This is a genomic window from Mesorhizobium sp. Root102, assembly GCF_001425625.1.
In the GTDB taxonomy this organism is placed as follows: domain Bacteria; phylum Pseudomonadota; class Alphaproteobacteria; order Rhizobiales; family Rhizobiaceae; genus Mesorhizobium.
Genome location: NZ_LMCP01000044.1, coordinates 232361 through 250198, shown reverse-complemented (window position 1 = coordinate 250198; position 17838 = coordinate 232361). Strand labels below are relative to the sequence as shown.

Genomic DNA, 17838 nt, shown 5'->3' with positions numbered 1-17838 from the left:
GTGGCGAATGCGCGGGTCACGGCCCGCGCATTCGCCTTTCAACACGTCGAACGGATTGGATGATGTCCCTTATCTACGAAGCGCGCTGGGTCTTCCTCGAAGGCATATTGACGACCATCAAGATAACCATCGCCGCCAGCCTGCTGGCTTTTGCGATGGCGTTCCTGGCGGGGCTCGGCCGGCTTTCGCCGTTCGCACCGCTACGCTGGCTGGCCCTCGTCTATATCGAGGTTTTTCGCGGTGTTGCACTTCTGGTGCAGCTGTTCTGGATGTTCTTCGTGCTCCCCTTCTTCGGTATCGTGCTTGATCCGATCGTGACCGCGGTCCTGGCTCTGGGCCTGTGCAATGGCGCCTACGGAGCGGAAATCGTGCGCGGCGCGATCAAGTCCGTGCCCCACGGCCAAAGCGAGGCGGCTTGCGCCCTCAACTATTCGCGCCAGCAGGCGCTTTGGAAAATTCTCATCCCGCAGGCGATACCGATGATGCTGCCGCCCTTCGGCAATCTGGCGATCGAACTGCTCAAGGCAACAGCACTCGTCTCCCTCATCACGGTCCATGATCTGTCGTTTCAGGCACTCACCCTGCAGCAGACGACGATGCGCACCATCGAACCGTTCACCGTGGTGCTGGCCGGCTACTTCCTGATCGCGATCGTCATCACCGGCTTGTTCCGCCTCGCTGAACGCCAGACTAATGCGCGTCTGGGCCGGGGGGCGAGATGATCCCTTTCGATTTCGACTATGCGCGTTCGATCCTGCCGCTGCTGCTCGAGGCATCGTTGGTGACGATCGCGGCTACCGTGGTCTCTTTCGCCGCCGCGCTTGCTGGTGGTCTCGTCCTTGTGCTCGGCATGCGCGCGCCGTTCGCAGCGGTGCGGTGGCCCGTCTGGGCGGTCGTGCAGTTCATCCGCTCGACGCCGCTTCTGGTGCAGCTCTATTTCCTGTTCTTCGTGCTGCCTGGGTTCGGCATCTCCCTGTCGCCTTTCGTCACCGGAGTGGCGGGCATGGGCATCCACTACAGCTGCTACATCGCCGAGGTCTACCGCGCCGGTCTTGAGTCCGTGCACAAGGGACAATGGGAGGCCGCGACCGCCCTCAACTACCGGAAGTCCGCGGCGATGGTGCAGATCATTCTTCCGCAGGCGATCCCGCCGATCATCCCGGTGCTGGCCAACTACATGATCGCGATGTTCAAGGACACGCCCATTCTCGCTTCCATCACGGTGATCGAATTGATGCAGACGGCAAACATCATCGCCTCTGAGAAATTTCTCTACGTCGAACCCATGACGCTCGTCGGCCTGATCTTTCTCGCCATGAGCCTTGTGGCATCCGCATGTGTCCGCTTACTTCAGGGGAGGCTCGCACGATGAGCCCTATCATCAAGCTCACCAATGTCTGCAAGAGCTTCGGTTCGCTCGTCGTGCTCGACGGCCTCGACATGGAGGTCGCGCAGGGCGAAAAGGTTGCGCTGATCGGGCCGAGCGGATCGGGGAAGTCGACCGTCCTGCGCACCATCATGACGCTTGAAACCATCAGCGGCGGGGAAATCGAGATCGACGGCGAAGCGCTTTGGCATATGCGCAGGAATGGCAAGCTCGTTGCGGCTGACGAAGCGCACCTGCGCAAGATGCGCTCGAAGGTCGGCATGGTCTTCCAGCAGTTCAACCTGTTCCCGCACTGGTCGGTTTTGAAGAACGTCGTCAATCCGCTACGCACGGTTCTCGGTCTTTCAGCGCAGGATGCCCGGGCCCGCGCCGAGGAGCTGCTTGCACTGGTCGGCCTCAAGGACAAGCTGAACGCCTATCCAGGCAATCTTTCGGGCGGCCAGCAGCAGCGGGTGGCGATCGCCCGGGCTCTCGCCATGCGTCCGCGCATCATGCTGTTCGACGAAGTGACGTCCGCGCTCGATCCGGAACTGGTGGGCGAAGTGCTGAACGTCCTGCGGCTGCTCGCGCATGAGCATGATCTCACCATGATCATGGTGACGCACCAGATGGGATTTGCTCGCGAGATCGCCGACCGTGTCCTGTTCTTCGAGAAGGGGCGGATCGTCGAGGCCGGCAAGCCCGACAAGGTCTTCACCAACCCGGACAGCGATCGTACGCGCGCGTTCCTCAATGCAGTGCTGCAGGGATGATGGCCCAGTCAACAATCGGGAGAAACGCCATGGCTATCGAGCCCGCCGACGCTGCCTCCCTGGCGATGCAGGGCCTGGTCGACACCGATTGGGCGACGCCTGAGAATGCAGCCCTTGCCCGCCTGATCAACGAAAAGGCCCGCGCGGTTGCCGATGCCGAGATGGAGCCGGGCCTGTCATCCACCGACTTTGCCGGGCTTCTGGCCGAGTCAGCACGGATAGCGCAAGACAATGCAAATTCCTGACTTGGACCTGACGCAGCTTGCAGCACGCATCGCCAGCGGCGAGATCAGTTCGCGCGAGGCGACGGCTCGCAGTCTCGATGCCCTCGACACGGTCGGCCGCGACCTAAATTGCACAGTCGCGATTTATCGTGATGAGGCGATGGCGGCCGCCGCCCAAGCCGATGAGGATCTGGCGCACGGCAAAAACCACGGCCGGTTGCATGGCGTGCCGATGGCACACAAGGATCTGTTTGATGTCGCGGGGCGCATCGTTGCCGCAGGCTCGAGGATTCAAGACGCTTACCGTGCGGTGGGCACTGCCACCGCGATGCAACGCGTGGCCGGTGCCGGCGCGATCAATCTTGGCGCGCTCCACATGTCGGAATTCGCGCTGAGCCCGACTGGCTACAACGCGCATCTCGGCGCCTGCCGGAATCCCTGGAACACGGACTATGTCACCGGCGGTTCATCAAGCGGCTCGGCGGCCGCCGTTGCCGCACGTCTGGTGCCGGCTTCACTCGGTTCCGACACCGGTGGATCGATTCGCGTTCCGGCTGGCGCTTGCGGCGTGACCGCGATCAAGCCGACTTATGCGCTGGTTCCGAAGGATGGCGTGACGCCGCTGGCACCGTCCTTGGACTGCATTGGTCCGGTCGCGCGGACGGCTGCGGATTGTGCATTGCTGCTGGACATCATTGCCGGCCCCGGCACAGCCGATCCGTCGACCGCGCTGGCGCCCAGGATCGATTACACGGCCGCCCTGCAAAAGGTACGCAGAGCGCCTGTGATCGGGATGTTGCCGGACCACCGCTTGGCCAAGGTGGATCCGGAGATTCTCGCGATCTTGCGGCAAAGTCTTGGGGCCTTCGCGGCTGCGGGGGCAACGATCGTTACCGTTGATATCGACGATTTCGACCCGGTCAACCAGCTCAATCGCGTCGTGCTCATCGTCGAGGCCGCCGCGTTCCACCGCCGCAGCCTGGTCGAGCGGCCACTGGATTTTTCCGCCCATGTCCGTAGTCGCCTTGAAACCGGGCTATACATGCCGGCAACGCGCTATGTCGAGGCGCTGACGATGCGTGGCAAGCTGACGCGGCGCTTCACGCAACAGGCGTTCACTTCAGCCGATCTCCTGCTCCTGCCTTGCATGCCGTCCCCGGTGCCGCTGAGATCGTCCGACGCCGACGGAACGTCAGGCACGGGAGCAGCCGACATTATGGATTTCACCCGGGCCCTGAACTATCTCGGCGTTCCGGCGGCAAGCGTTCCTGCCGGCTTCACCGCCAATGGTCTGCCCGTCAACTTCCAGCTTGTAGGCCGCCATTTCGATGAAGCCGGCATCCTCTCGGCCGCCCATCTCTATCAGCAGGTGACCGACTGGCACCGGCTGCGTCCGCCGATTGGTTGATGCCAATCCACACTCGTCTGCGGCCAGCTCAGGTCAGTTCAGATCAGCTTGAGAAACGCGTCGATCAGCAGTGAACGCCGGCGCGCGTTCCAAAGCACCCAGACTGAAACCGTCGCGTTCTTCTGTTTAAGCGGGTGAACCGCGATATCGGCATGTGTGAGCCGTGCGAGCGCATTGGGGATGATGGCAATCCCGAGCCCTGCCGCGACGAGGCCGATCATCGTCGTGTTTGCACTCGCCAACTGGCTGATGCGAGGTTCGAAACCGGCGTCGTGGCAGAGATCGTAGACGATGCGCGGCAGGACTGCTCCCATCTTCTCGCCGTAAAAGACAAACGGCTCGTCAGTCAGATCCGCCATCGAAATCGAACCGGCTTGCCGGTTCAACGGATGGTCGGACCGCATGACCACGACCAGAGGCTCGTCGACGACCCGGCGCGACAGGATTGTCTTGGGCAAAGCGGGCGCGGCGACACTGCGCACGATCGCGATGTCCTCCCCCTCATTGACGAGAACCAGTGTCTGCTGCTGGCTTTCGAGTTCGTTCAGGACAAGGCTGACGCCGGGATACTGTTCGCGATAGGCACGTATCGATCTGGATATTTCGGGCACCAGCGGCGCCGAGGGAAAGAGCCCGATGCGCAGTTCGCCCAACTCGCCCTGCTTTGATTTCCTGACGACCTCCGCGGCGCGGTTGGCGCGCTCGATCGTTGCGCGCGCCTCCGGCAGGAAAAGCCGTCCCGCCTGCGTCAGCTCGACCTTTTTGTTGGTTCGTTCGAAAAGTGCGGCACCCAGTTCAAGCTCCAGCAGCTTGATCTGCTGGCTGAGCGGCGGCTGCGAGATGTTGAGGCGTTCGGCGGCCCGGCGGAAGTGGAGTTCCTCCGCGACAGCGATGAAGTAGCGGAGGTGCCGGAGTTCCATATGCAAAACATATCAATTCGAACGTATCATGTATTATACAGTATCAGGAAAGAGCGTCAAATTCGGCCAGTTCAAGGAGAACCCCATGGCCGATCGATTGACAGAAACCTTCGACCCGATTTCGCTGGAAATATACTGGGGCCGGCTGATATCGATCGCCGACGAAGCCGCGACCAGCCTGGTCAGGACCGCATTCTCGACGATCGTGCGAGAGTCCAACGACTACGCCACCGTTATCATGGACCGCAACGGTGACAGCATCTGCGAGAACACCGGCGGCATCGCCTCGTTCTCCTGCATCCTGCCGAAAACGACCAAGATATTCCTCGACAGATTTCCGCTGGAAAGCTGGCGGCCAGGTGACGCGGTGATCACCAATGATCCATGGCTGGCGACAGGCCATTTGCCGGATTTCACCGTCGTCACGCCGATCTTCCACATGGGCTTGCTGGTCGGCTTTGCCGGCTGCATCTCGCACTCGCCCGATGTCGGGGGCTCGCTTTGGGCAGCGGACTGCCATGAACTGTTCGAGGAAGGCATTCGTATCCTGCCGGCCCACCTGCTGCGTGCCGGCGAATGGAACGGCACGCTGCTCGACATCCTGCTCGGTAATGTGCGTGTGCCGCGCCAGGTTCTCGGCGATCTCGAAGCCCAGGTCGTGGCCAATGATGTTGCGGTGCGCCGTATCGTCGAGTTTCTCGATGACACGGGCCTGCCCGATCTGCTGGCGCTTTCCAAGACCTTGCAGCGCCGATCGGACGCAGCCATGCGCAAGGCAATCGAAAGTGTTCCCGATGGGGTCTACAGCGCCACGCTGGATGCTGACGGATTTGACGAGCAGCTGACGCGCATCGTCTGCACCGTGACGGTGTCGGGCGACACGATGCATATCGACTATGCCGGCACGTCGCCGCAGATCAATCGCGGCATCAACTGCGTCCTCAACTACACACACGCCTATTCTGTCTATCCGATCAAATGCGCGCTCGACCCGCTTTCGCCGAGGAATGAAGGATCCTATCGCGCGATCACCGTTACTGCGCCGGAAAGGTCGATCCTCAATCCGGTCTTTCCCGCCCCTGTAGGCGCCAGGCAGTTGACCGGACATCTGCTCGCCGGCGTCATCTATCAGGCACTCAGCACCGCTCTGCCCGACAAGATTATCGCCGATTGCGGCGGGGCGCCCAGCATGCGTGCGCTGTTCAGCGGTGCCAACCAGGACGGCTCGTCGTTTTCGCAAGTGCTGTTCGCCAGCGGCGGCATGGGCGCGGGGCCGCATCAGGATGGTCTTTCCACCACCGCCTTCCCGACCAATGTCGGTGCCGGCAGCATCGAGGCCTATGAAAGCGTAGCGCCGCTCCTGGTCTGGAAGAAGGGGTTGCGGACCGACAGCGGTGGCGCGGGCCGGCAGCGTGGCGGTCTCGGCCAGGAGGTTGTAATTGAGCTGCGCACCGATGCTTCCGCTCGCCTTTCGCTACTGTCCGATCGGCACAATCATCCCGCCGTGGGAATTCTCGGCGGGCTGCCAGGCGCGCCGTCCGTGATCGCCTTTGAGGACGGTACCAAGCCGCATCCGAAGTCGCGCAGCGTCGTCGAACCGGGCCGCCGGATTACGCTGCTCTATGCCGGCGGCGGCGGCTATGGCGATCCGCGATCCCGCGACCGCGCCGCCGTGCTGGCTGACCTGGCTGACGGCTATGTGTCCAGCGACGCAGCCAAGCTGCATTACGGGGTGGAGTGAGATCATGACTTCAACACAGCCAACACAGCGATTGGCGCGCATCGGCGTAGATGTCGGCGGAACGTTCACGGATTTGGTCCTCTATGACCCGTCCCGTCAGCTGGCGCTTACGGGGAAGCTTTTGACCACACCGGAAGATCCGTCGATCGCCATCATAAACGGTATCAAGCGCATCCTCTCCGAGGCCGGTCTGCAACCCTCCGATCTTCACAGCGTCGTCCACGGCACGACCCTGGTCACCAACACCATCATTGAGCGAACCGGCGCGGTCGTTGGGCTGATAACCACGTCGGGTTTCAGAGACACGATCGAGATCGGACGTGAAACCCGCTACGACCTCTACGACCTCTTCCTCGAGATGCCCCCCGTGATCGTGCCGCGCGCGCGACGGCTCGAGGTTGCGGAGCGCGTCACCTCCGAAGGCGATGTCCTCGTCGATCTCGACGAAGATGCCGTTGCCAGGGCCGCCCGCCGGCTGGTCGAGGACAGCAAGGCGGAAGCGCTGGCAATCTCCTTCCTGCATTCCTATCGCTCGGACCGGCATGAGCAGCGCGCGGCAAAGATCGTGCGTGCGCTGTATCCGTCGCTGCCGTTGTCGCTGTCGTCGCAAGTGGCGCCCGAGATCCGAGAATTCGAGCGCACCACCACGACATGCGCAAATGCCTATGTGCAGCCGTTGATGCACCGTTATCTCGACAAGCTCGAGGCGGAACTGGTGGAACTGGGCTTTGCCGGGCGTCTCCACATCATGCTATCGAGCGGTGGCATCACCACAGTACGCGAAGCCAAGGCCTTTCCGATCCGTCTGATCGAGTCGGGTCCGGCCGCCGGCGCCATGGCGGCGTCTTTCATCTCCAGGATCGCCGGCCTCGATCGCGTCATCTCCTTCGATATGGGCGGCACCACCGCCAAGATCTGCCTGATTGAGGATGGCCAGCCGGACCATAAGTTCGACTTCGAGGCCGGCCGTGTCCGCCGCTTCCAGAAGGGGTCGGGATTGCCGCTGAAAGTATCGGTCGTCGACATGATCGAGATCGGCGCGGGTGGAGGCAGCCTGGCGCGAGTCGATCCATCGTCCGGATTGCTCAAGGTTGGGCCGCGCAGCGCCGGATCGGTGCCGGGCCCGGTATGCTATGGCCGCGGCGGTGACCAGCCGACCGTCACCGATGCCGATCTGGTGCTCGGTCGTCTTGATCCAGCTTACTTCCTCGGCGGCGAGCTCGAGCTTGATGTGGACCTTGTCCGCAGCGCCTTCGACGGCAAGATCTCGACCGCTATCAATCTCGACGTCGATGAAGCAGCCCTTGGGGTCCAGCGCATCGTCGACGAGACGATGGCCGCCGCGACGCGGATGCACCTTGCCGAAAAGGGCAAGGATCCCCGCAAATACACTTTGATCGCTTTTGGCGGCGCCGGTCCCGTCCACGCCTTCAATCTGGCCAGACTGCTCAAGGTCGAGAAGATGGTGGTGCCGCTCGGCGCAGGTGTCGCATCGGCGCTCGGGTTCCTGGTCGCGCCGCCGGCTACGGATATGGTCCGCACCATGGTCTCTCGTCTGGACGCGGTCGACTGGACGGCGATCAACGCGCTTTACGCCGACATGAAAGCCGAAGGCGTGAGTTTGCTCTGTGAGGCCGGCGCGATCGAGGAGCAGATCACATTCAAAGCAACGGCTGAGATGCGGCATCGGGGGCAAGGGTTTGAAATCCCGGTCGCCTTGCCGTCGCTTGTTCTATCCGACGAGCATCTCGATGCGATACGGGAGACGTTCTTCATGAGCTATCGCGCTCAGTTCGGGCGGATCTTGGAAGACAGTCCAATCGAGGTGTTGAACTGGCGGCTGGCATGCTCTGCAGCGGGCACCGACATCAGCATTGGCCAAGGCCATGCCGTGGCCGACGCGACGCTTGAGGGCGCGCGCCGCGGAACCCGAAAGGTCAAGTTCGAAGGCCATGGTTGGTTGGATTGCGCGGTATATAACCGGTATATGCTCCCGGCCGGTTGCAAGTTTTCAGGCCCTGCCCTTGTCGAGGAACGGGAATCGACCTGCGTGATCGGGCCAGACTCAGTGGTATCGGTCGACAGCTCAAGGAACCTAATAATCAACTTGTGGTTCGTGAATTGAGAAGCTTGTAGCTTGCGCCATCCCAAGGCGTCTGGCGCCAGTCCGGCTGCGCCTGCCGGCACCCTGCGGGTTGGCCCTGCGATCGATGGAGTTTAAGATGCGGACTGTCTATAAAGATGACCACATATCGTTTTTCTGGAGCGTCCCGTCCTTCCGGCCTGTATCGAAGTAGATTTAACTCCAGTGGGGTCGACATCACTGATGACGACCCCCCAAGGTCTGATCAAGGGCGTTCCAGGGAATTTTAGAAAAAGAGCCACGGGTTCCGATACTCCCTCTGCCATAGTCAAACGCCTTGCACGACACAAACTGCGATTTAGTAAGCACTATTTTGAAAGAACAGCCTCCTCAAGGTTGATAAACGAATCCCTTCCCGTACAAGATACGCGGGATTCGCTCTGGGGGGGCTATGACAAAACCATTTTACGCGGAGCCTATCCTTAATTCTCCGTATTTGCCGCCCACGCGGCATCACGCACTGGGGGACGACGGTCAGCCGCTGGAACATCCGCCGATCGAAGGGCGGAGACGGTCGAAATATGTGACGCCGGTGCCCAAGGCGCGGCGCTGGAAGTCGGGTTCGGCGCGAGGCCAGACCTCGCTCGGCTTCGATGCCGAGGAAACCAGCGAAAGCGGCTACAACCCCACTCCGATCATCAACGAGATCCGAGGCCACATCGAATCCTGGCGCGCACTGCCGAATCCCAACGACTGGGGCGTGACGCCGGTGACCCAGCGTCTGCTGCAGCATTGGCGGCATCACGAATTCTCCAACCAGCAGCCGTTCTTCTGTCAGATCGAGGCGGTCGAGACGGCGATCTGGCTGGCCGAGGTGGCGCGTGGGCGAAAGCAGTACGCGCACATCTTTCGCCACCTGCAGGAGGCCAATCGCGATGCAAACCCGGAACTCTTTCGCCTTGCCCTGAAGCTTGCGACGGGCGCCGGCAAGACGACGGTCATGGCCATGCTGATCGCCTGGCAGTCGATCAACGCAGCACGGCAGCCGAACTCGTCGCTCTTCTCGCGAGGGTTCCTACTTGTCGCGCCAGGCATTACGATCAAGGATCGGCTGCGGGTGCTGAATCCCTCAGACACCGACAATTACTATCGCACGCGCGAGCTGGTTCCAGCTGAACTGATGACCGACCTCGGCAAGGCCAAGATCGTCATCACCAACTACCATGCCTTCCAGCGCCGCAAGGCACACGACCTCAATCCCGTCGGCGAACGGCTGATGCAGGGCCGCACCGGTCAGCCTATCGAGAAGCAGGAAAGCGAAGGCGAAATGCTCGCCCGCGCTTGCGGCGAGCTCCTTCACCTCAAGAACATCGTCGTCATCAACGACGAGGCGCACCATTGCTATCGCGAGCGGCCAGGCACGGACGAGGAGTCAGAGGCGAAGGGCGAGGATAAGGAAGAGGCAAAGAAGAATAACGAGGCCGCGCGGCTTTGGATTTCCGGGCTAGAGGCGCTGAAGCGCAAGGTAGGCCTGCGCGCTGTCTACGACCTTTCCGCCACGCCTTTCTTCCTGCGTGGTTCGGGCTACGAGGAAGGCACGCTCTTTCCCTGGGTGGTGTCGGATTTCAGCCTCGTTGACGCGATCGAATGCGGCATCGTCAAACTGCCGCGCGTGCCCGTCTCGGACAACGCCGTCAATGCCGAGACGCCAGTCTATCGCAATTTGTGGGACCACATCGGTAAGGCGATGCCAAAAAAGGGGGCCGGCAAGTCCGGCGAACTCGATCCGCTTTCGATCCCCGCCCAGCTCCAGACCGCGCTGATCTCCCTCTACAGCCACTACAAGACTGAATATGACGAATGGCAGCGCGCTGGAATTTCGGTGCCGCCGGTCTTTATCGTGGTCTGCAATAACACCGCAAGCTCCAAGCTGGTCTATGAATGGGTCTCTGGATGGCAACGCGAGCGCGAAGGCCAGATGCAAACCATCCATCATGGGCATCTTGAGCTGTTCAGCAATTACGACAAGAACACGGGCGAGCCGCTACCTCGCATGAACACGCTTCTCATCGATTCCCAGCAGATCGAGTCCGGCGAGGCGCTGGATGCCAGTTTTCATGAAATGGCGGCGGCTGAGATCGATCAGTTCCGTCGCGAGAAGCAGGAGCGCGAAGGAGCGGCGGCGGGAAACATTTCCGATAGTGAACTCCTGCGCGAGGTGATGAACACAGTCGGGCAGAAGGGTCGCCTCGGCGAGCAAATTCGCTGCGTCGTTTCAGTATCCATGCTGACCGAAGGCTGGGACGCCAACACCGTCACTCACATCCTGGGCGTTCGCGCCTTCGGCACTCAGCTTCTGTGCGAGCAGGTGATCGGTCGCGGTCTGCGCCGCCAGTCCTACGAGCTTAACGACAACGGGCTGTTCGACACCGAATACGCGGACATCCTCGGCATCCCGTTCGACTTCGCCACCGAACCGCAGCAGGTAAAGAAGAACCCGCCCAAGCCCGTCACGCGCGTCGCCGCCATCCGGGAGCGCGAGCGCCTCGCCATTCGCTTCCCCCGCGTTGCTGGCTATCGCAGCGAATTGCCGCCGGACCGCATCTCAGCAACCTTCACACCGGACTCGACACTGACGCTGACGCCGGAGTTGGTCGGTCCCTGTGAGACACGCCTGGAAGGACTGGTTGGCGAGGGCCACGACATTTCGCCCGACGCCCTCGACGACATGCGCCCGAACTCGGTTGCCGTGCATCTCACCAAGCGGCTGGTCGAACGCTATTTCCGCGACGGTGATCAGGACCCGCCCTACCACCTCTACAATCTCATCCAACCAATCACCCGGCGCTGGATCCAGAACCATCTGAAGACTACAGGCGGCACAAAGATCGGCATGCTCACCTATGCCGAGATCGCCGAAAAAGCGGCTGGGCTTATTTACAAAGCGATCGTGCGCGAGGCGAGTGCGGATGGTTCGCCGATCGTCAAGGCAATGCTCGACCCCTACAATCCGCACGGTTCGACGAACCACGTAGCTTTCAACACGACCAAGACCAATCTCTGGACCACGTCGCCCCTGAAGAGCCACATCAACTACGTCGTATGCGACAGTGACTGGGAGGCTGAGTTCGCCCGCGTCGTGGAAGGCCATCCGGCGACGCTTTCTTATGTGAAGAACCAGGCGCTGGGCTTCGAGGTGCCATATCTCAGCGGCTCCGTCACCCGCCGCTATCTGCCCGATTTTATCGTCCAGCTCGACGACGGTCACGGCGCCGATGACCCTCTGAACTTTGTGGTTGAGATTAAGGGGTTTCGCGGTCTCGACGCGCAGATCAAGGCCCAGACGATGGAAACGCTCTGGGTGCCGGGCGTGAACAATCTGAAGATCTTCGGCCGCTGGGCCTTTGCTGAGTTTCGGGATGCGTTCGCGATCAAGGATCAATGGGAGAAGCTGGTGGCGCGATGTGCTGAGTGTAAGGCTGATGCCTGACAATTCTTTGCCCAGACCGATTCTTCAGCCCTCGGCGTCATTTGCACGCCTCGCCTCATTTCTGAAGGACTGGCGTAAGAGCCGAGAGCCGCACAGAACAGTCGACGTCGAGAATTTGCGCGACGTTCTTCTGCGGATTCGACCGGGGTTGAAAGCCAACCGCCTCCCCCTTGTCTCGGTCCCTGAAACGCTCGTGCGAGCCCAATTCGACCACGCGCTGAGCGCACTGTCGCCCGCGCTGCGACAGGCCCGACAGCGCGGCGACGCAATCGATGTCTGGTCTGTCGCGGGGCTTGGTCGCAACGAGGTCCGTACAGCGAGGGTTCTAACATGGCTGCTTGACCCCGGTGGCTCCCACGGGGCCGGGGATGCCTACCTAATTGAGATTTGGAACCGAATCGACGGAACGAGCAAGGCCGGCTTCCAGCTCAAGGATGTTCAAGGTGCGGTTCGTGAGAGCTATCCACTTGGCAATGGGGATCACCGTGTCGATATCGAGATTACAGGTGCAAACTTCCTACTCTTCCTGGAAATCAAGATTGACGCGTTGGAAAGCAAAAAGGATCAAGTAGCTCTGTACGCGCAGTTGGCAGCCACCAAGGCTGTGAGTCTTCGCAAGCAGCACTGGGCCGTCCTGTACCTCTCAGAGACCTCGCCCTCAGATCCCACAAATTGCATCCAGCTTCGGTGGGCAGACGTTTCGAGGGCGATTAAATCCGTCGCGCGAAATCTCGGCGCGGAAGCCTTCTCCACGCGCCTGGCGCTGCTTTTCGCAGCGCACGTCGGCCGACTTCACTAAGGAGTTTGAATGTCCGATAACGCAGAACTTGATGGATTGATCGTAGAAAACTTGTTGGACCTCGATGCCGCTGCGAAGCGAATTGAGGCCATTGGTGAAAACATCTGGGAGTCAATCATCGAGCATCTCGATGATTGGGCAAAGAAACAAGGCTGGAAGGGAGCTTTCGAGAAAGATGATCTTTGGACGGCTCCCCAAGAATGGTTTCTAGAAGGCCAGCCGGAGGCTTGGTTCTATCCTGACAAAGGACCGGATGATACCGGCGAAGGTATAGGTCAGGAGCCCTACTTCTGGCTCTCCCGCTATCTTGGTGTCGCAGGCGGCCAACTTTGTCTTTGGTTTGGGCAAGACTCCGCAGGCATGAGGAAATGGAAACCCCTCGCGAAAGATCACGCTCGGATTTTGGCCGAGGCCGATTTCCATCTCAGCGATAGCGGCAACTTCTACACGGTGTGCAGCCTTGATTCAAAAGCAGTTGCTGCCGCGCTCGCGGATGGCCGCCTTGAGGAGGCGATGACGCCGCTACTGGAGGCACTGGAACGAGCAGACAAAGCCAAGACTCTGTTTTCAACATTGCTCGCTAAGGCGAGGAAAGCCTAATGGTCAAAGTCACCATGATCGATCCACACGAGGCCCACTTCGTGGCACAGGAACGTGCGCGTCAATCGGCTTTCTTCGAAACGTATCTTCCCGGCGAAAGCGGCTTCGAGGGCAGCGCCTATCGCCTTGCTCCTGCGAACCGCCTTTCGAACCTCAACCCCGCAATCCGCAACATTGCCGAGCGCTATTACTCCGACAATGCCATCGCCTGGCATCAGCATGCGGCTCATGGCCTCTCGTCACAGGTTTGCTGCCTGAATTTCCTGATGCCGCTCGCGACGCGCCCGGAGATGTTGGCGCGCCTCGTCCAGAGCGCGCTTGGCGGTGACCTGCCGGAAATGCTGGAGGTCGAGAAAGGACCAGACGGTGAACCCTGGTTCGTCGGCTTCGAATGGATCGGCCGCAAGGATTACCTCAACGAATGGCCCCGAACTGGATCGCCGAAGCGCGGCGCCAACGTCACCAGCGCCGATGCCATTGTGCGCTTCCGACAGGCGGGCCGGGTGGAGACATTGCTGATCGAGTGGAAGTACACCGAGTCCTACGGCGCTCCGCCCGAACCGAAGCGCGAAGCGGAGCGTCTTCGCCGCTACCAGAACATTGCCTTCGCACCGTTCGGCCCGTTGCGCAGCAATGCCGACCTGAAACTTCCCGACCTGTTTTGGGAACCGTTCTATCAGCTATTCCGCCAGCAAATGCTGGCGTCTCGCATGCAAGCTGTCCAGGAGGATGGCGCTGAGCGTGTCCGCGTGCTCCACATCGCTCCGGCGACGAACAGGCGCCTGACCCGTGTCACCTCACCTGCAATGCGTCCGATTGGCGATAACGCCTTCAAGGTCTACCGCTCGCTGCTGACCGAAGCCGACGACTTTATCAGCCGCTCGACTGAATCCCTGTTTTCGCCGCTAATCGCCGAAGCGCTGGCAGGCGATGCCTGGGCGAAGTATCTCCGCAGTCGCTACGTCTTCTTGGCCGACCCGGCCAGCTCCTCCCCAAATGAAATGCCCACAGCACAAATACCAACTTCGAAATTGACGTGACTGGTGATCTAAATATTCAGGCGGACCACATGGGGGAAAATATGGCAAACTATAAGGACGGCGTGATCCGTGACGGCTCATCCATCGGGTCCGGCACAGCGCTGGGTAATCTCAAGAACGGGATCATACGCAACGGATCGTCGCCCGGCTCCGGTACGGCCCTGGGCAATGTGAAGGACGGCGTGATCCGGAATGGCTCGTCCGTCGGCTCAGGAACCGCCATCGGCAACATCAAGGATGGCGTGGTCAGAAACGGGTCGAGCAAGGGAAGCGGCTCAATTGTTGGCAAAGTCACGGACTTCACCATCAAGGGCATCGAGCGTGAGCGCGACGATGAGATCGTTGCCGTCTATCACTTCCTCATAAAGAAATTTCTCTGACGATCGTTGATTGGACTGCCCTATGGCAAAGACGCCGACTCAGAAGAATATCGACGCGCTGACCCACGACCAAGCGCGGCGGATCAACAATCCCACCGCCGAGATGGCCTCGCTGTTCGAGCAGCAGGAGGAGATCCTGGGCAGCGTGGATCATTCCATTTCGCTGCCGCGCTCGCGGCCGCTAGCCAACGACGAAACCAGGCAACGCGACGGCGATCTCGACCCGCAGATCGTTTGGAACGGCGTCAAGATCAGGATCACCAAAGATCAGATGCGCAAGCTCGCCGAGACCGGCGAGATCGAGATCGGCGACGCCCAACTCGTCTGGAAGGGCAAGGATTCGCAGGACTGGTCCGACCTCGTCGTCAACGCGCCGCCGATTTATCGGCAGGAAGCGATTCATCCGAGGCACTTGATCGACGATCTGAGGCGCAGGTCCGACAGAGCGCGTGAAGAAAAGACCGACGAACCGAGCCTGTTTTCCGACTTCAATGGCATCACCGACCCTGAAGCACGGGCCGAGTTCTACCAGCATCCGCAGCACTGGACGAACCGCTTCATCCTCGGCGACTCGCTGCAGGTGATGGCGAGCCTCGCCGAGCGCGAGGCGATGCGCGGCAAGGTCCAGTGCATCTATTTCGACCCGCCCTACGGCATCAAGTTCAATTCCAACTGGCAGGTCTCGACGCTGTCGCGCGACGTAAAGGACGGCAAGGTCGCCGACGTCTCGCGCGAGCCAGAACAGGTGAAGGCCTTTCGTGACACCTGGAAGGACGGCATCCACTCCTACCTCACCTATCTGCGCGACCGGCTCATGGTCGCGCGCGAACTTTTGTCAGAGTCTGGCTCGATTTTTGTCCAGATCAGTGACGAGAATGTTCACCGCGTACGGGCGCTGATGGACGAAGTTTTTGGTGATGAGAACTTCGTCTCCTTGATACCTTTCAAGAAAACGACAGGTGCTGGTAGCCCTTCAGGCGGGACGGATGTCCTAGCCTCTGTGGTTGACTATGTTATTTGGTATTCGAAGCGAAGAAGAGCTATCAAATACCGACAACTCTATAGACGCAAGACAGCCGGTGGTGAGGGCGGCGGCCAGTACACCAGCATCGAAGATACTAGCGGCGCTCGACGTCGAGCGACCCAAAGTGACTTTGAGAACCCGCCCATCGGTTCTAGAGTGTTCCGTGGGGACCAACTGACGTCACAGAGTTCCGGCGGCCCACAATTTTTTGACTTTTCATTGAACGGGCGAACCTTCTCCCCAAAGGCGAGCGGGTGGAAGACAAGTCGAACTGGGATGGGCAGATTACTGAGCGCAAGTTGAATAATTGCGATTGGAAACACGCCATCTTATGTTCGATATATTGATGATTTTCCAGCGATCCCTTTCAATAACACCTGGGATGACACAGTCACTTCAGGGTTTGGCACAGAAAAAACATATGTTGTACAGACGAATCCGCTGGTTATCCAACGCTGTATCCTGATGACCACAGACCCTGGAGACCTCGTTCTTGACCCTACCTGCGGCTCGGGCACGTCGGCGACGGTCGCCGAACAATGGGGCCGGCGCTGGATAACCATCGACACAAGCCGCGTGGCGCTGGCTCTCGCACGCACGCGACTGATGTCGGCGCGCTATCCTTTCTATCTACTGGCCGACAGCGCGGAAGGCCGGGCGCAAGAGCAGAAGGTTTCCGGAAGGATCCAGCCACAGGGGCTAACATCCGGTGATATTCGCCAAGGATTCGTCTACGAGCGCGCGCCGCACATCACGCTGAAATCCATCGCCAACAATGCCGAGATCGACGTGATCTGGGAGCGCTGGCAGGGCGTGCTGGAGTCCCTGCGGCAGGAGGTGAACGAGAAGCTCACAACGGGATTCGAAGAGTGGGAAATCCCGCGCAACCTCGACCACTGGCTGGGAACGAAGGAAGGCGCCTCCAAGGCGGCGCTGGTAAACGCCCGCGTGCGCGAACTTCACAAGGATTGGTGGGAAGGCAGCATCGCGCGGCAAAAAGAGATCGACGCCTCGATCGCCAGGGCGGCCGATGTCGAGATGCTTTACGACCGCCCCCATGAGGACAAGTCGAAGGTGCGCGTCGCCGGACCGTTCACGGTCGAGAGTCTGTCGCCGCACCGCGTTGTCACCGCGCGCGACGACACACTAGCCGGCGAAATCCGCGCTGGAGAAGGCGGCATGCAGCCCGACCCGAAAAATGTACCGGAGATCGATTTCGGCCAGATGGTGCTCGACCATCTGCGCACGGCCGGCGTCCATCAACAGGAAAAGCGCGACACGATCCGCTTCAATTCGGTCGAACCCTGGCCGGGCAATTTCCTTGCCGCGGAAGGCCGCTACAATGACGGGGACGGTCGGGAAAAACGCGCGGGAATCCTGATCGGCCCGGAATTCGGCACGCTGACGCGTAGCCAAATCACGGCCGCCGCCCGCGAGGCTTCCGATGCCCGCTTCGACGCGCTGATCGCCTGCGCCTTCAACTTCGAAGCCCAGGCGAGCGACCTGAACAGGCTCGGCCCGCTGGCCATCCTGAAGGCGCGCATGAATCCCGACCTGCACATGGCCGAGGACTTGAAGAACACGGGTAAGGGCAACCTCTTCGTCGTGTTCGGCGAGCCGGATGTCGACCTGATCGAGACGGCGCAGGGCGAATTGCAGGTGAAGGTCAACGGCATCGACATCTTCGATCCCTCGACGGGCGAAATCCGCTCCGACGACGTGAAGGGCATCGCCGCCTGGTTCATCGACACCGACTACAACGAAGAGAGCTTCTTCGTCCGCCACGCGTACTTCCTCGGCGCCAACGATCCCTACAAATCGCTGAAGACGGCACTGAAGGCCGAGATCGACGAGGAAGCCTGGGAGACGCTCTATTCCGACACCTCACGACCGTTTCCAAGACCGAGCACGGGCAGGATCGCGGTGAAGGTGATCAACCATTTCGGGGATGAAGTGCTTAAGGTGTTTGGGGTGTGAGAGCTTTCAAGTT

At 60.6% G+C, this 17838-nt stretch carries 15 protein-coding genes; 14 read left to right on the top strand and 1 reads right to left on the bottom strand.

The window, feature by feature from the left end; translation table 11 throughout:
• The first annotated feature begins 62 nt into the window (after window positions 1-62).
• Genes ehuC through ASD12_RS25805 form a run of 5 tightly spaced genes read left to right on the top strand, consistent with a single transcriptional unit; the run spans window position 63 to window position 3771 of the window.
• Window positions 63-722: an ectoine/hydroxyectoine ABC transporter permease subunit EhuC gene (gene ehuC / locus ASD12_RS25825; protein WP_056593444.1), complete on the top strand. Its 660-nt coding sequence runs from the start codon at window positions 63-65 to the stop codon at window positions 720-722.
• Window positions 722-1372 (top strand): ectoine/hydroxyectoine ABC transporter permease subunit EhuD, encoded by a 651-nt coding sequence (ehuD, locus tag ASD12_RS25820; RefSeq protein ID WP_200953723.1) that lies wholly within the window; start codon window positions 722-724, stop codon window positions 1370-1372. The genes ehuC and ehuD overlap by 1 nt, the downstream gene beginning before the upstream one ends.
• Complete coding sequence (gene ehuA / locus ASD12_RS25815) at window positions 1369-2139, top strand: ectoine/hydroxyectoine ABC transporter ATP-binding protein EhuA (protein WP_162252286.1); 771 nt, start codon at window positions 1369-1371, stop codon at window positions 2137-2139. The genes ehuD and ehuA overlap by 4 nt, the downstream gene beginning before the upstream one ends.
• 29 nt (window positions 2140-2168) lie before the next feature.
• Window positions 2169-2384 (top strand): hypothetical protein, encoded by a 216-nt coding sequence (locus tag ASD12_RS25810; RefSeq protein ID WP_056593113.1) that lies wholly within the window; start codon window positions 2169-2171, stop codon window positions 2382-2384.
• Window positions 2371-3771, top strand: a complete 1401-nt coding sequence (locus tag ASD12_RS25805; RefSeq protein ID WP_082525680.1) for an amidase — start codon at window positions 2371-2373, stop codon at window positions 3769-3771. The genes ASD12_RS25810 and ASD12_RS25805 overlap by 14 nt, the downstream gene beginning before the upstream one ends.
• Before the next feature lie 38 nt (window positions 3772-3809).
• Here ASD12_RS25805 and ASD12_RS25800 read toward each other — a convergent pair whose 3' ends face one another.
• Window positions 3810-4691, bottom strand: coding sequence for a LysR substrate-binding domain-containing protein (locus tag ASD12_RS25800; RefSeq protein ID WP_056593108.1), 882 nt, complete (start codon window positions 4689-4691; stop codon window positions 3810-3812).
• Between the two features lie 85 nt (window positions 4692-4776).
• On the opposite strand from ASD12_RS25800, the gene ASD12_RS25795 reads away from it, so the two are divergent.
• The 9 genes from ASD12_RS25795 to ASD12_RS35590 all read left to right on the top strand — a co-directional run bounded on the left by ASD12_RS25795 (window position 4777) and on the right by ASD12_RS35590 (window position 17825).
• Window positions 4777-6432 (top strand): hydantoinase B/oxoprolinase family protein, encoded by a 1656-nt coding sequence (locus ASD12_RS25795; RefSeq protein ID WP_056593105.1) that lies wholly within the window; start codon window positions 4777-4779, stop codon window positions 6430-6432.
• Window positions 6433-6436: 4 nt separating this feature from the next.
• Window positions 6437-8557, top strand: a complete 2121-nt coding sequence (locus ASD12_RS25790) for a hydantoinase/oxoprolinase family protein (protein ID WP_056593102.1) — start codon at window positions 6437-6439, stop codon at window positions 8555-8557.
• A 409-nt stretch (window positions 8558-8966) separates the two neighbouring features.
• The gene (locus ASD12_RS25785; RefSeq protein WP_056593100.1) at window positions 8967-12005 is read left to right on the top strand and encodes a DEAD/DEAH box helicase family protein; all 3039 of its coding nucleotides are present in this window, start codon (window positions 8967-8969) and stop codon (window positions 12003-12005) included.
• Window positions 11998-12804 (top strand): PD-(D/E)XK nuclease family protein, encoded by an 807-nt coding sequence (locus ASD12_RS25780; protein WP_056593097.1) that lies wholly within the window; start codon window positions 11998-12000, stop codon window positions 12802-12804. The genes ASD12_RS25785 and ASD12_RS25780 overlap by 8 nt, the downstream gene beginning before the upstream one ends.
• 9 nt (window positions 12805-12813) lie before the next feature.
• A complete protein-coding gene (locus ASD12_RS25775) occupies window positions 12814-13404 on the top strand; it encodes a hypothetical protein (protein WP_056593095.1) in 591 nt (196 codons plus the stop codon).
• Window positions 13404-14444, top strand: a complete 1041-nt coding sequence (locus ASD12_RS25770; RefSeq protein ID WP_056593087.1) for a hypothetical protein — start codon at window positions 13404-13406, stop codon at window positions 14442-14444. The genes ASD12_RS25775 and ASD12_RS25770 overlap by 1 nt, the downstream gene beginning before the upstream one ends.
• Window positions 14441-14824: a hypothetical protein gene (locus tag ASD12_RS25765; protein ID WP_156398651.1), complete on the top strand. Its 384-nt coding sequence runs from the start codon at window positions 14441-14443 to the stop codon at window positions 14822-14824. Before ASD12_RS25770 ends, ASD12_RS25765 begins: the two co-directional genes overlap by 4 nt.
• 22 nt (window positions 14825-14846) lie before the next feature.
• Window positions 14847-16151, top strand: coding sequence for a site-specific DNA-methyltransferase (locus ASD12_RS35595; protein WP_244482972.1), 1305 nt, complete (start codon window positions 14847-14849; stop codon window positions 16149-16151).
• Window positions 16152-17825, top strand: a complete 1674-nt coding sequence (locus ASD12_RS35590; protein ID WP_348271736.1) for a DNA methyltransferase — start codon at window positions 16152-16154, stop codon at window positions 17823-17825.
• Window positions 17826-17838: the final 13 nt, after the last annotated feature.

Excerpts from the sequence above, each read along its gene's own strand:
- ASD12_RS25795 (WP_056593105.1), top strand. The coding sequence starts at position 4,777 with ATGGCCGATCGATTGACAGAAACCTTCGACCCGATTTCGCTGGAAATA.
- ASD12_RS25805 (WP_082525680.1), top strand. The coding sequence starts at position 2,371 with ATGCAAATTCCTGACTTGGACCTGACGCAGCTTGCAGCACGCATCGCC.
- ASD12_RS35595 (WP_244482972.1), top strand. The coding sequence starts at position 14,847 with ATGGCAAAGACGCCGACTCAGAAGAATATCGACGCGCTGACCCACGAC.
- ASD12_RS25800 (WP_056593108.1), bottom strand. The coding sequence starts at position 4,691 with ATGGAACTCCGGCACCTCCGCTACTTCATCGCTGTCGCGGAGGAACTC.
- ASD12_RS25775 (WP_056593095.1), top strand. The coding sequence starts at position 12,814 with ATGTCCGATAACGCAGAACTTGATGGATTGATCGTAGAAAACTTGTTG.
- ASD12_RS25780 (WP_056593097.1), top strand. The coding sequence starts at position 11,998 with ATGCCTGACAATTCTTTGCCCAGACCGATTCTTCAGCCCTCGGCGTCA.
- ehuA (WP_162252286.1), top strand. The coding sequence starts at position 1,369 with ATGAGCCCTATCATCAAGCTCACCAATGTCTGCAAGAGCTTCGGTTCG.
- ASD12_RS25810 (WP_056593113.1), top strand. The coding sequence starts at position 2,169 with ATGGCTATCGAGCCCGCCGACGCTGCCTCCCTGGCGATGCAGGGCCTG.
- ehuC (WP_056593444.1), top strand. The coding sequence starts at position 63 with ATGTCCCTTATCTACGAAGCGCGCTGGGTCTTCCTCGAAGGCATATTG.
- ASD12_RS25785 (WP_056593100.1), top strand. The coding sequence starts at position 8,967 with ATGACAAAACCATTTTACGCGGAGCCTATCCTTAATTCTCCGTATTTG.
- ASD12_RS25790 (WP_056593102.1), top strand. The coding sequence starts at position 6,437 with ATGACTTCAACACAGCCAACACAGCGATTGGCGCGCATCGGCGTAGAT.
- ASD12_RS25770 (WP_056593087.1), top strand. The coding sequence starts at position 13,404 with ATGGTCAAAGTCACCATGATCGATCCACACGAGGCCCACTTCGTGGCA.